Raw genomic sequence first — 12,638 nt, 5'->3', positions numbered from 1 at the left:
GGGACCCACGCGGACGGCACGGCGCGCGGCGGACGACGCGAGAGGAGGGGCGGACCGCCACGGCGGTCCGCCCCTCCTCGCGTGCCGCGCCGCACCGGGCCGCCGGGCACCGTGGCCGCTCACGCGGCGGGCGCCGCGCTCCTCGCCTCGGTGATCAGGGACTTGAGCGGGACGTCCGCGTCGGCGGCGGCTCCGGCCGGGACGGTCGCCCCCTGCGTCAGGGCCTTGCGCACCGCCATGTAGTCGGCGGGGCGGTTGACCGCGTCCACCGCGACGAGCCGGCCGTCCCGGTAGTAGAGGACCGAGAAGTGCTCGTCGTCGGGCACCCCGCGCACGACCGTCGCGTCGTGTCCCGTCGACAGTCCGGCGATCTGCAGTCGCAGGTCGCCCTGGTAGGACCAGAACCACGGAACCGCCTTCGCCGGGGCGGGCCGTCCGAGCAGTGTCGCCGCGGCGGTCCCCGCCTGCGCCACCGCGTTCTGCACGGACTCGATGCGCACCAGGCCCTCGCCGGTCAGCGGGTGCGGCTGCACCGTGCAGTCGCCCGCGGCCACCACCGAGGGGTCGCTCGTGCGCGCCGAGGCGTCCACGACGATGCCGCCCCGGCACTCCAGCCCCAGTTGCTCGGCCAGTTCCGTCCGCGGCACCGCGCCGACCCCGACCAGCACGAGGTCGGCGGGGACCACCGTGCCGTCCGCGAGGACCACACCGCTGACCCGGCTGCCGTCGGCCGACGGCTCGAAGGCGGTCACACCGGTCGACAGCAGCACGCGCACGCCCCGGCGCCGGTGTGCCCGCGCGTAGAACTCGGACACCAGGGGTGCCACGGCCCGGCCCAGCAGCCTGTCGGCCGCCTCGACCACGGTGACCGCGAGGCCCGCGGCGCGGGCGACGGAGGCCGCCTCCAGGCCGATGAAGCCGCCGCCGACGACCACGACACGCGAGGCGGAGGCGAGTTCGCCCCGCAGGCCCGCGGCGTCGTCGTGGTCGCGCAGGTAGCACACTCCGGCCAGCTCGGCGCCCGGGACGCGCAGCCGCCGGGGCCCGGCGCCGGTCGTCAGCGCGAGCCGCCCGTAGGGCAGTTCGCGGCCGGAGGCCGTCACGGCCAGGCCGGGCCGCAGCGTCGTGATCCGCTCGCCGGAGACCAGCTCGATGCCGTTGTCCGGGTAGAAGGAGGGCGCCCGGAAGGCCAGGGAGTCCAGTTCGGCCGCACCCGAGAGGAACTCCTTGGAGAGCGGGGGCCGCTGGTAGGGCGCGTGCGGCTCCTCGCCGACGAGCACGATCGGCTCGGTGTCCCCCAGCTGCCGCAGGGACACGGCGAGTTGGAGGCCGGCCTGGCTGGCGCCGACGATCAGCGTGCCCGCGCTCGTCGCACGGCCGTCGCCGTCCTTGCGTGGCATCGGTAACCCCTCTCAGTCGTTCGCGATGTTCTTAATGTAATACCATTGAACCTATAGGGGAAGGCGGCGCCGCCGCCGTACCTGTGAGTGCCTGCCCGCCCCGTCGGATCGTTGACTCGCTCTCTGGCCCGTTGATATAAAGGTTAGGCCAATGAAGTCAGGCTGAATGCCCGAATCGATCACGGCCGAGCCAGCGGTCTCCGGCCGGACGGATCCAGCATTTCCCCGCTGTAGCAAGGCTTTGAAGCCTGCGCGTCCGGATCCGTCTCTCCCCGGCAGGTGCCGGGGACAAGACCGCCGCACGGACCGGCGGGCGCCGTGGCGCCCCGGTCCGACATCACGAGGAGAAGTGTATGAGCGAGAAGAAGGGGCGGGTCTTCCTCCGGGGGATCACGTCGGAGACCTACGGTCTCAAGGAGTTCCGCCGCAGCCAGCTGGACGCCCCCCGCGTGCGCGACGACTCGATCGTCGTGGACGACGCGAAGGTCGGGCACTCCGGCGACTCGGAGAAGTCCCGTACCTGGTGGAGGATCGGTCCGGGCGACGACCCCTTCCTGACCCAGAGCCTCCAGGTCCACTTCGTGGAGCTGCCGCCGCACTCCTCGAACCACGGCCACGGGCACCAGAACGAGGCGGCCTTCTACATCCTCGAGGGCGCCGGCTACGAGATCCACGACGACCAGCGCTACGAGTGGGAGAAGGACGACCTCGTGATCGTCCACACCGACTCGGTGCACCGCCACTTCAACCCGTACGACGAGACCGCGAAGTGCATCATCTTCAAGGCCAAGTCGGAGTGGATGTACCTCGGCCTGATCCAGCAGGGCCGCAGCGGTCCCATTGACGACCCCGAGAAGTTCGGTGAGCGCGTCGACTGGTCGCAGCTGTGGACGCCCGACGTCGAGAAGAAGCGCAAGGTCGTGAAGTCGGCCGACACCCCCTGGGAGTCCACGCCGCTCGGCAAGGTGCGCGTCATGTCCCAGCCCGGCGACGACGTGCGGACCTTCAGCGTCGACTCGTTCGTCCTCGAGGTCCCGGCGGGCAGCCGTTCCGGCAAGCGCTGGACCATGGCGGACGAGGTCCTCTACGTCCAGCAGGGCTCCGGGTACAGCCTGCACTGGGAGGTCCAGGCCGAGATCGCCGAGAAGTACTACGCGCGCATCGCCAACGAGCCCACGCGCCACGACTTCAAGGAGGGCGACACGGTGTACGTACCGCACAACACCATCGCCCAGCACTTCGCGGCCAACGGCACCCCGCTGAAGATGATCTCGGCGCAGAACCGCCTGTTCAAGGAGCTCGGCTACCACAACACCGTCTTCCTGGAGAACGCCCCGGAGTACGACGGTCCCGGCGGAGCGCGTTCCTGACGCGGTCCCGTCCGCTTTCCGGATGAGGCGGGGCGGCGGCGTCCCGCGCAGAGCCGACGAGGAGACGAGATGCTGCAAGAGGAGCCCACGGCGGCCCAGGTGTGGTCCGACCCCGCCTTCGCCACGGCGTGGCTGGGCGGCGACCCGGACGGGGCGCGCGACCTGCTCGCGCTGCCCCGCACGATCGCGGCGCAGCTGGTGGCCGAGGAGAAGCCGGAGCCCGCGCTCGTCGTGGACGTCGCGAGCGGCGCGGGGAAGTTCCTCGCCGTCCTGCTCACGGCGTTCCCGAACGCCAGGGGCGTGTGGTCGGACGTCTCCGGCACCATGCTCCAGCAGGCGCGCAAGGACCTGGCCGGCTTCGGCGACCGGGTCACCTTCGCGTCCGGCGACATGCAGGACCTGCGGGCCGCCGGTATCCCCGAGGGCGCGGACGTCATCGTGAGTTCGCGCGCCAGCCACCACCTCGACCGGGCCGCGCTGCACGCCTTCTACCAGGAGGCGGCGGGGCTGCTCGCACCGGACGGCTGGCTGGTCAACCTCGACCACATCGGTCCCGAGGACGTCTGGGACCGGCGCTACCGCTCGGTGCGCAAGAAGCACTGGGCGCCGCGCAAGCCCGCCCCGAAGCACCACCACAACTACCCGCTCACCGGTGTGGACGACCACCTCGACGGGTATCGTGCCGCGGGACTGACAGAGGTGGACGTCGCCTGGAAGGCGTTCTACACCTGCCTGTTCGTCGGCCGACGGCCGCAGGCCCGAGGCATCTGACCGCGCCCGGCGTCGCGCGCCACCCGCGCGACGCCCGGGCCCCCGCCGCCCGCCGGGCGGCGCACACGCCGGCCCACCGCGCCGGCCGGACACACCACCGCGGGGGCCCGCCGGACCGGCGGACACACCGCCGCGGGACCCCCGGACCGCAGGACGCACCGGCCCGGCACACCCTCCCCACCGCGCGACCCCCGAGCACGCGCGCCCGGTACCGCAGGGCCGCGTGCTCACCCGTACGTACATGCAAGGACGCAAGCACGTGACACCCGAGACAGACCTGAGGGCCGCACCCGCCTCCCGCCGCACGGCCGCGCTGCGCGGCCGGCACGTCCAACGATGGCTCCACGTCAGCCTGCCCCTGCTGATCGCCTTCTCGGTGGCGCAGCTGAGCAAGTCGTCGATCGGTGTGATCGTCACCGACCACGCCTTCAGCCACCAGTTCGGCCTCGACAAGCATCCGGGCTCCGTCGGCTGGCTGACCAGCCTCTTCCTCTACGCCTACGGCGTCGCGCTGTTCGGCTGGGGATTCGTCCTCAAGCGGCTCGGACCGCGCACGTCGATGCTCATCGGCACCGCGATCTGGGTGCTGGCCCTGGCGCTGCCGCCGTTCGTCAACAGCCTGAACGAGCTGTACGGAACGCGCATCCTGCTCGCCGTCGGCGAGGCCTGCTTCTACCCGGTGGCGCACACGCTGACCGCCCGCTGGTTCCCGATGCAGGAGCGGGCCCGGGCCAACGCCTCCTGGCTGTCGGGCATCTTCGTCGGCTCCGCGCTGGGCAGCTCCCTGACCACGGTCATGATCAGTGGCACGGGGTGGCGGGTCACCTTCCTCACGCAGGCCGTCGTGGCCGCCGTGTTCGCCTTCCTGGTCGTCCTGATATTGCTCCAGGACCGGCCCGAGAACGCCGAGGGCGTCAGCGCGGAAGAGGTCCAGCACATCGAGGCGGACCGGTTCGAGAACACGACCACCGTGCCCAAGCTCGGGCCCGAGTCGCCGTTTCGCAACTACCGCTACTGGCTCACCATGCTGATGTACATCGGCACCAACGCGCCCTTCTACGGCCTGGTCACCTGGGTGCCGCTGTACCTCCAGCAGGCCCGCCACGTGACACTCGGCAACATCGGCATCGTGCTGACCGTGGCCAACGTGCTGTCCATCGTGGTGATGGTGCTGGTCGGCCGGGCCTCCGACCGCAAGGTCAAACGGGCGGGCTGGGCAGCCTGGGGTTTCGCGGTCGAGGGCATCGGCATCGCGGGCACGGCCCTGTTCAGCAACGCGGGCGTGGACAGCTTCTTCATCTTCCTGGGCCTCGCGGGCAACGCCTGGTGCGTGGTGACCAACTGGTCTCTGCTGCACAGCCTCATGCCGACACAGAAGACGGAGTACTCCAGCAGTGTGTTCTCGTCCCTGACGAATCTGGTCGGGGCCGCGCTGCCCGCGCTCATGGGCACCCTGCTCACGGCGACCGGTTCCTACACCGCCGGCTTCGGCGTGCTCTTCGTGTCGGTGCTGATCTCGCTCGGCTGCTGCCTCGTGCTGCGCCCGCAGGGGTACTAACGTTGCCGGCGCCCGGGGGCGGTGACCCTCGGCCGCACGGGCACGGTCCCCGCGGGGACCGTGCCCGTGCGGCGCCGGTACGTGCGGGGCTCAGGCCTTCCTGGCGGGTTCCTCGTCGAGGCAGAGGCGGTCCGCGGTGCGCGAGAGGTGTTCCCGCATGATCCGTTCGCCGGTGGCCACGTCGCCGGTGCGCACGGCCTCCACGATGGCGCGGTGCTCCTCCAGGCCGCGCCGGCCCATCTCCGGTGCCGTGCTCTTGGCCTTGGCGAGCGACATCAGCAGCGGGCCGTGGAAGGACTGGATCAGCATCTCGAACGCGGTGTTGTGCGTCGCGGCGGCCAGCCGGGTGTGGAACTCGGCGGACAGCGAGACGTGGTAGTCGCCGCTGTCGAGGGCCGCCTCCTGGCGGTCGCAGATGGCGTTCAGCTCGGCGATGTCCTCGTCGTCCACGCTCTCGCACAGCAGCGGGATGATGCCGACCTCCAGCACCATGCGCACCGCCGTCACCTCCGTGGCCGTGACGGAGGAGAGGGTCAGCAGGTCCACGATGCTCGCGCCGACGCGGTCGCTGGTCGGCTTGGTGACGAAGGCGCCGCCGTGCGCCCCCACGCGGATCTCCACGAGGCCGCTGGCCTCCAGCACGCGCAGGGCCTCCCGTACGGTGACCCGGCTGACGCCGAACCGCTCGCACATCTCCCGCTCGGGCGGCAGGCGGTCCCCGGAACTGAGCTTGCCCTCGTGGATGAGGGTCCGCACCTGGTCCACGATCAACGCGGAGATGCGGCGGTCGTTCACGGGAGTGAGGAGGCCGGCCTGGCGGCCGTCGTCCTTCGCACTCGCTCGGCGCGCCGGCATGGGGAGTCCTTTCGTCATGTATTGACCGTCCTAGTCTACCGGATTAGGGTATGACCAATGATCCCTGTGGTCTGAGCCGTCCACCGTAGCCCCCGATCCCGGCGCGGCGGGCCGCGCCCCGGTCGCTCCCCTCGGTTGCCCCGCTCGCGGTCCGGGCCGGACGGTGCCCGGTTGCCCCTCGGCGGGCAGGCAGTCCGCCGGCCGCCGCCGGGCGGGACCGGCGATTCTTCCACGGCCGGGGGCCCTCAGTGTCCCACGGCCCAACTCGGTTCCGTTCCAAGGGCGCTGAAGCGCGCGTTCCGGGCCGGGACTCCTTTGTCGTGGCGGGCCGGACACGCTTGCGCATCTCGCAAGAAAACCCCGCACGACTATTGCAATGGTCATACCGTCAGCCCAGAATGTCACTTGTTTTTCGGCGAGGCCCCACGAAAGACACCCACCGGTCGGGTTCCACGGGGCCCTCGACTGGAGGTGGCGGCAATGCGTGGCCTACTGAATCTGCACAGCCGACGCGCACCGCACGCACCACGAGCCGTGATGACAACACTCCGTTCCCCGCTGCGGACCTCGGGCGCACTGCTGCTGGCCGGCGCCCTGACGGCCTGCGGCACGGCCGCCGGCGGCGGCGCCGTCACCGAGGTCGCCCCCGCACAGCAGCCCGACCAACTCCTCGCGCAGGCGCAGAAGGAGGGGAAGCTGCTCTGGTACACGACGTTCGCGGACGACGACGTCGACGACATGATCAAAGCGTTCCAGAAGACCTATCCGGGGGTGAAGGTCGAGGCGCTGCGCCTGAGCGCCGACAAACTGCCCTCCCGCCTCGTCACCGAGCAGCGCGGCGGCAAGTTCAACGCCGACGTCATCTCCGCGGACTCCGAGCCCGTCTACCAACTGATCAAGGTCGGCACGCTCGCCCCCTACCGCGTGCCGGAGATCCCGCCCCTGCCCAAGCAGTTGCAGAACCTCCCGGACGGCTACCGCAACGTCGTCTACATCAACACCAGCGCCATCGCCTACAACCCCCAGGCGGTCAAGTCGCAGCACCTCCCGGTCCCCACCGAACTGGAGGACCTCACCAAGCCTGCGTGGAAGGGCAAGTTCTCCATCGACCCCAAGGCCATCAACTGGTACGAGGGACTCATCTCGGCTCTCGGGCACGACAAGGCGCTCGACCTCGTCAAGCGGCTCGGCGACAACGAGCCCCGGCTCGTCGAGAGCCACACCCAGTCGCTGACCGAGGTGCAGGGCGGCGAGCCGGCCGCCGTCGCCAACGCCTACGGCTACAAGGCCGCGGCACTGCAGAAGAAGACCCCGGCGCGCCTCGCCTTCTCCAACCCGGACCCACTGCCCTCCGCCGCGGTACTGGAAGAACTCGCGAAGAAGGCACCGCACCCGGCCGCCGCGAAGCTCTTCATCGACTGGATCATGTCGAACGAGGGGCAGAAGCAGGTCGTCTCCATCACGAACCACGTGTCACTGAGCGACCTGAAGCACGACGACCCCGCCGTGTGGAACGAGAAGAAGTGGACCCCGGCCTGGTCCACCCCGGTCATCGAGCCCGACAAGTACGACATCCTGCTCCAGGAGTACGAGAAGGCGCTGCACGCCATCTGACCACTCCGGCCGCCCGTCCGGAGCCCGCGTACGGCCCCGCGCGGCCGACCCGCGCACTCCGCGGGAGCGGCACCGGGGACCTCGCCGGTGCGACCGCGCCGCGCACCGCGCTTCCCCGGCCCGGGCCGAGGCCGCGCACCGCACCCCGGCCGACGCCGTGATCCCGCACCATCCGCCCCTTCCTCGATGCTCACACTGTTCACCTGCTCATCGGTTCCTTGTTCACGTGCCCACGCCCCCCTCCGTGCGCTCCTGACCCCACCCCGGACGCGAGCCCCTCCCGCCTCCGGGCCATCGCCCTTCCCACTTACGAGGACGGCCAAGCAATGAGCCTCATCAGTCGGTCGCGCCCCGCGCCACCTCCGACCCGCGGTGCCTCCCGCCCCGCCGGCACCGCCACGTCCCGCATCCTGGTCTGGTTCCGCAACCCGCGGAACATCCTGCTCGCCGTCGTCGCACTCGTGGTCGCCTACCTGGCCGTCGTCCCCGCGGGCACGATGGTCGTCGCAAGCCTCCAGGGGTCCTTCCTCTCCGCGGACAAGACCACCTGGACCCTGCGCCACTACGGGGAGACCCTCGGCACCTCCGACTTCTGGGTGCTGGTCGGCAACTCCTTCGCGTACGCCGCCGCGACCGCCGCCGTCTGCACGGTCGTCGGCTTCGGCCTCGCGTACCTCGTCTCCCGCACCAACACCCCGGCGAAGTTCTTCGCGCAGATCGCCGCACTGGTGCCACTGATCATCCCCGGCATCCTCAACACCGTCGCCTGGGCCCTGCTGTTCGCACCGCGCACGGGCGCGCTCAACGTGCTGCTGCGCGACCTGCACCTGCCGGCCTTCGACATCTACTCCCTCGCCGGCATGGTCCTCGTCCAGTCCATGCACGTCACACCGGTGGCGTTCCTGATGGGCACGGCGGCGTTCGGCAACATGGACTCCTCCCTCGAGGAGGCCGCCCTCAGCTCCGGCGCCCCGCCGTGGCGGGTCTTCCGCACCATCACGGCCCGGCTGATCCGGCCCGCCGTGATGTCGGCGGCACTGCTGATGTTCGTGCAGACCATCTCCACCTTCGAGGTCCCGCAGCTCATCGGCGTCCCCGGGCACAAGTTCGTGTTCGTCAGCCGCATCTACAACGCGCTCCAGCAGTTCCCCACCGACTACGGCACCGTCGGTGTGATCGGCATCTTCATCCTCGTCGTGGCGAGCGTCGGGCTGTACTTCTCCAGGAAGCTCGGCGGCTCGGGCGCCGAGGCCCAGACCATCACCGGCAAGGGCTTCCGTCCCACGTCCATCGACCTCGGCCGCTGGAAGTGGCTCGGACTCGCCGCCTTCGTCGTGTTCTTCGTCGTGGCCGTCGCGCTGCCCCTGCTGATGCTGGTGTGGTCGTCGCTGCTGCCCGGCTACGAGCCGCCGTCGATCGCCGCGCTGCACCGGCTCACCCTGTCGAACTACAGCGCGGTCCTGCACACCCCCGCCCTCACCAAGTCGGTTACGAACAGCCTGATCACGGCCGTCCTCGCGGGTGCCGTCGTCACCGTGCTGAGCTCGCTCGTCGCCTACATCACCGTCAAGACCAAGGCGCGCGGCCGGGGCATCCTGGACGGCCTCGCGACCGTGCCGATCGCCGTGCCCAGCGTCGTCATGGGCGTCGGCATCCTGTACTGGTACCTGACGGCGCCGCTGCCGTTCCACCTGTACGGCACGCTGGCCATCCTGGTCATCGCGTTCGTCACGATCGGCCTGCCGTACGGCATGCGCTACATCGTGCCGGGCATCGCACAGATCAAGGACGAGCTGGAGGAGGCCGCGGCGGTCAGCGGCGCCTCCTGGCTGCGCACCTTCCGGCGCATCTACGTGCCGCTGCTCGCGCCCTCGCTGCTGGCCGCCTTCCTCTACACGGTCATCGTCGCGTTCCGCGAGATCTCGGCGGCCATCTTCCTCTACACCGAGGACACCCAGGTGGTGTCGGTGACCATCTACACCGAGTGGGCCAACGGCAGCTACCCCATCGTGGCCGCCCTCGGTGTCTTCATCGTCGTCTTCCTGGCCGTCATCGTCGGCCTCGTCAGCCTCGTCACCAGGAAGACCGGGCTGAACCGGAACCGCCACTGAGCGCTCGAAGGAGAGTCTCGTGATCGAAATACGCGGACTGATCAAGCGGTTCGACGGCAAGGCGGTCACCCGCAACGCCGTCGACAACATCGACCTGACCGTGCCGGAGGGGCAACTGGTCACCCTGCTCGGCCCCAGCGGCTGCGGCAAGACGACGACCCTGCGCCTCATCGCCGGCCTGGAGCGGCCGGACGCGGGCGAGATCCGCATCGGCGGCAAGGTCGTCTACTCGTCCGACGACAACGTGTACGTCGGCGTGCACCAGCGGCCCATCGGCGTGGTGTTCCAGTCGTACGCCGTGTGGCCGCACATGACCGCCATCCAGAACGTCATGTTCCCGCTGCGCTCCGGGCAGAAGAAGCTGCCCGTGCCCGAGGCGCGCGCCAAGGCCATGGAGGCGCTCGACCTGGTCGGCCTCGCCGACCTCGCCGACCGGCCGGCGCCCGCCCTCTCCGGCGGCCAGCAGCAGCGCATCTCGCTGGCCCGCGCACTGACCCGGGAGCCCGAGGTGCTGCTGCTCGACGAGCCGCTGTCCAACCTCGACAAGGGCCTGCGCGACCGGGTCCGCGACGAGATCCGCGCGGTGCAGCAGCGGCTCGGCATCACCACGGTGTTCGTCACCCACGACCAGGACGAGGCGCTCGCCGTCTCGGACGAGGTCATCCTGATGGAGTACGGGCAGATCGTGGAGCGCGGCCCCGCGCAGCAGATCTACGCCCGCCCCCGCAGCGAGTTCACCGCCCGCTTCATGGGCATCTCCAACAGCATGCCGGGCACGGTCACCGCGTGCAGCGACGACCTGGTCGACATCACACTGCCCCACGGCACGCTGCGCTGCGTGGCGGCGGGCGACCTCGTGGAGGGCCACCAGGTCAACGTGTTCATCCGGCCCGAGAGCCTCTCGCTGTCCCGCAAGGACACGACCGGCCTGGGCTGGAAGGGCACCGTGGAGTTCAGCATCTACCACGGCGACTGCTGGGACTACCACGTGCGCGTCGGCGACACCCTGCTGCGCTCGCGCATCTACAAGGAGAAGGTGGGCCTGTCGCACGGCGACCCCGTCTTCGTCTCGCCCGACCAGGAGACCGCCATCGCCATCCCGGTAGGCACCCCCGCGGCGAACGCCGGGACGCCGCCGCTCGCCGGGACGGCCACGGCGGGCTGAGCGCACCAGCCCCGGGACGGGCCGAGGGCATACGCGCCGGGAGGCGTACCGGTGCACCGGTACGCCTCCCGGGTGTGCGCCGGCCGCTCCCCGGGCGTGCGGGGCCGGTGAACGTACGCGACGTGCGGGGCCGGTGAACGGCCGGGACGTGCGCGGGGCGCGGTGCGGGTGAACCGGCGCGGGCGCGGTCAGGTGTGCGCGAGCGACGTCAGGAAGGCCCCGAACCCGTGCGGAGCACGCGAGTCGACCCGGCCCGACGTCAGGACGGGGCACGCGTCGGTCCGCAGGATCCGCCGGCCCGCCCGCTCCAGCGCCCCGACCAGCGCCCGGTCCTCGCTGTGCGCCAGCGGCGGGAAACCGCCCGCTGCCCGGTAGGGGCCCGCCGCCACTCCGAGGTTGGCGCCGTGCACATGCGGATGGTGCCAGGCGCCGGGACCCGGCGGGCGCTGGGCGAAGTAGTGCGCGTCGTGCCGCGCGGCCGTGGTCGCGCTGAGCAGCGGATGCGGCGCCAGGCGCACCGTGCCCACCACGCACTCCCAGCCCTGGCGCGCGTGGCGCAACTGGTGGGCCAGCCAGCGCGGCGGGACCACCGTGTCCGCGTCGGTGGTCGCGAGCCAGAGGCCGTCCCCGTACGCGGCGAGCCGGCGCAGCGCGGCCTGCGCCCCGCTCGCCCGGGCCCTGCCCACGTTGTGGAACGACTCCCGCACCACGAGCGCCCCCGCGGCCTCGGCGACCGCCACCGTCCCGTCCGTGCAGGCGTCGGCGACGACCACGCTCAGCACCGGGACAGCCGCAGCCTCCGGGTGGCGCGCCGCGGCACGCACGGAGTGCAGCGTCGCGGACAGCGTGGCGGCCTCGTCGTGTGCGGGCACGATCACCGCGCAGGCCGTCGGGAAGCCGCTCACACCGCCTCCCGGGCGACGGCGCCCGCGGTCGCGCGGAGCACGGGACGCGAGCGGGCCGGGCACCGCAGGGGGGCGCTGTCCGGCCGGGGCAGCGGGCGTGGGGCGGCGTCCGGCCCGCCCGGGCACGCGGGCGTGCTCATCGGAAGACCACCTCGAAGTCGCGCATGTGGTGCGCGAGTTCGCCGGGCGGCAGGATGGCCTCCTCCTCGGTGGCCCCGGCGGGCGGCTCGGTCTGCGTGGCGAAGCGCCGGACGGCGCGGCGCTTCGCCGCGGCGGCGGACTCGTCCAGCGGCAGCCGCGCCGCCGTGCTCCACGGCACCCGGGGATCGCCCGGGAAGGACCAGTGCCACATCCACACCGGATAGGACCACACCGGCACCCCCGCCGCGGCACACGCGGAGGAGGCCGCCCGGCCCGCCGCCTCGTGGTCGCCGTGCAGGTCGCCGTTCCAGGGTGCGACGCACAGCCGGGCGCCGGTCTCGCGCAGCAACCGCGCGACGGCGTCGGCGACCCGGTCCTCGTGCCGGTCGACGGCCCGGTCCGGGACGGCCAGCCGCGTCGTCCGCGCCCGCCCGAGACCAAGCTCCCCGAGGGCGCCCGCCAGCTCGGCCCGGCGCAGTTCCGCCAGGCGGTGGACGGCCGGACGGGTGGAACGCGCCGCGCGCGGGTGCGAGGCCTCCCCGTCGGTGACCGACAGCAGGTGCAGCGGCGTCCCCGCGGCGGCGAGCGCCGCCAGCGTCCCGCCGAAGCCCAGTACCTCGTCGTCGGGATGGGCGGCGACCACGAGCACCGGTCCCGGCGGCAGGAGGGCGACGGGCAGGGCGCCGAGCCCGTCCCACCCGGCCCACCGGGACTCGGGCGTGCCCGCGGCGTCGTCGGCGTAGGCGGC

Annotated in this window: 10 protein-coding genes; 6 read left to right on the top strand and 4 right to left on the bottom strand. The window is 71.8% G+C overall.

Annotation, left to right across the window (positions count from 1 at the left end):
• Positions 1 to 119: 119 nt before the first annotated feature.
• On the bottom strand, positions 120 to 1,400 hold the full coding sequence (locus L1885_RS13975) for an NAD(P)/FAD-dependent oxidoreductase (protein WP_235797416.1): 1,281 nt from the start codon (positions 1,398 to 1,400) through the stop codon (positions 120 to 122).
• 353 nt (positions 1,401 to 1,753) lie between these two features.
• Here L1885_RS13975 and L1885_RS13970 point away from each other — a divergent pair, with 353 nt between their 5' ends.
• The 3 genes from L1885_RS13970 (at position 1,754) to L1885_RS13960 (ending at position 5,099) form a co-directional block, all read left to right on the top strand.
• On the top strand, positions 1,754 to 2,770 hold the full coding sequence (locus L1885_RS13970) for a cupin domain-containing protein (RefSeq protein WP_235797415.1): 1,017 nt from the start codon (positions 1,754 to 1,756) through the stop codon (positions 2,768 to 2,770).
• Between the two features lie 69 nt (positions 2,771 to 2,839).
• Positions 2,840 to 3,541: a class I SAM-dependent methyltransferase gene (locus L1885_RS13965; protein ID WP_235797414.1), complete on the top strand. Its 702-nt coding sequence runs from the start codon at positions 2,840 to 2,842 to the stop codon at positions 3,539 to 3,541.
• A gap of 259 nt (positions 3,542 to 3,800) precedes the next feature.
• On the top strand, positions 3,801 to 5,099 hold the full coding sequence (locus L1885_RS13960; RefSeq protein ID WP_235797413.1) for an MFS transporter: 1,299 nt from the start codon (positions 3,801 to 3,803) through the stop codon (positions 5,097 to 5,099).
• 90 nt (positions 5,100 to 5,189) lie between these two features.
• Here the strand turns inward: L1885_RS13960 and L1885_RS13955 are convergent, their stop codons facing one another.
• Positions 5,190 to 5,972, bottom strand: coding sequence for a FadR/GntR family transcriptional regulator (locus tag L1885_RS13955; RefSeq protein WP_235797412.1), 783 nt, complete (start codon positions 5,970 to 5,972; stop codon positions 5,190 to 5,192).
• Between the two features lie 519 nt (positions 5,973 to 6,491).
• On the opposite strand from L1885_RS13955, the gene L1885_RS13950 reads away from it, so the two are divergent.
• From L1885_RS13950 to L1885_RS13940, 3 genes are all read left to right on the top strand, one after another.
• On the top strand, positions 6,492 to 7,568 hold the full coding sequence (locus tag L1885_RS13950; RefSeq protein WP_235797411.1) for an ABC transporter substrate-binding protein: 1,077 nt from the start codon (positions 6,492 to 6,494) through the stop codon (positions 7,566 to 7,568).
• Positions 7,569 to 7,894: 326 nt separating this feature from the next.
• Positions 7,895 to 9,679, top strand: a complete 1,785-nt coding sequence (locus tag L1885_RS13945; RefSeq protein ID WP_235797410.1) for an ABC transporter permease — start codon at positions 7,895 to 7,897, stop codon at positions 9,677 to 9,679.
• Positions 9,680 to 9,698: 19 nt separating this feature from the next.
• A complete protein-coding gene (locus L1885_RS13940; RefSeq protein ID WP_235797409.1) occupies positions 9,699 to 10,844 on the top strand; it encodes an ABC transporter ATP-binding protein in 1,146 nt (381 codons plus the stop codon).
• A gap of 188 nt (positions 10,845 to 11,032) precedes the next feature.
• Here L1885_RS13940 and L1885_RS13935 read toward each other — a convergent pair whose 3' ends face one another.
• Together L1885_RS13935 and L1885_RS13930 are read right to left on the bottom strand one after the other, a co-directional pair.
• Positions 11,033 to 11,749, bottom strand: coding sequence for a glycosyltransferase family 2 protein (locus L1885_RS13935; protein WP_235797408.1), 717 nt, complete (start codon positions 11,747 to 11,749; stop codon positions 11,033 to 11,035).
• A 136-nt stretch (positions 11,750 to 11,885) separates the two neighbouring features.
• A partial coding sequence (locus L1885_RS13930) for a PIG-L deacetylase family protein (protein ID WP_235797407.1) occupies positions 11,886 to 12,638 on the bottom strand: 753 nt, incomplete at its 5' end.

The sequence above is a fragment of the Streptomyces fuscigenes genome (genome assembly GCF_021556455.1).
GTDB lineage: Bacteria > Actinomycetota > Actinomycetes > Streptomycetales > Streptomycetaceae > Streptomyces > Streptomyces fuscigenes.
This window is presented reverse-complemented; position numbering and strand designations above follow the sequence as displayed.

What these genes read in the sequence shown, in the direction of transcription:
- L1885_RS13975 (WP_235797416.1), bottom strand. Translation starts at nt 1,400, where the DNA reads ATGCCACGCAAGGACGGCGACGGCCGTGCGACGAGCGCGGGCACGCTG.
- L1885_RS13970 (WP_235797415.1), top strand. Translation starts at nt 1,754, where the DNA reads ATGAGCGAGAAGAAGGGGCGGGTCTTCCTCCGGGGGATCACGTCGGAG.
- L1885_RS13965 (WP_235797414.1), top strand. Translation starts at nt 2,840, where the DNA reads ATGCTGCAAGAGGAGCCCACGGCGGCCCAGGTGTGGTCCGACCCCGCC.
- L1885_RS13955 (WP_235797412.1), bottom strand. Translation starts at nt 5,972, where the DNA reads ATGACGAAAGGACTCCCCATGCCGGCGCGCCGAGCGAGTGCGAAGGAC.
- L1885_RS13950 (WP_235797411.1), top strand. Translation starts at nt 6,492, where the DNA reads ATGACAACACTCCGTTCCCCGCTGCGGACCTCGGGCGCACTGCTGCTG.
- L1885_RS13945 (WP_235797410.1), top strand. Translation starts at nt 7,895, where the DNA reads ATGAGCCTCATCAGTCGGTCGCGCCCCGCGCCACCTCCGACCCGCGGT.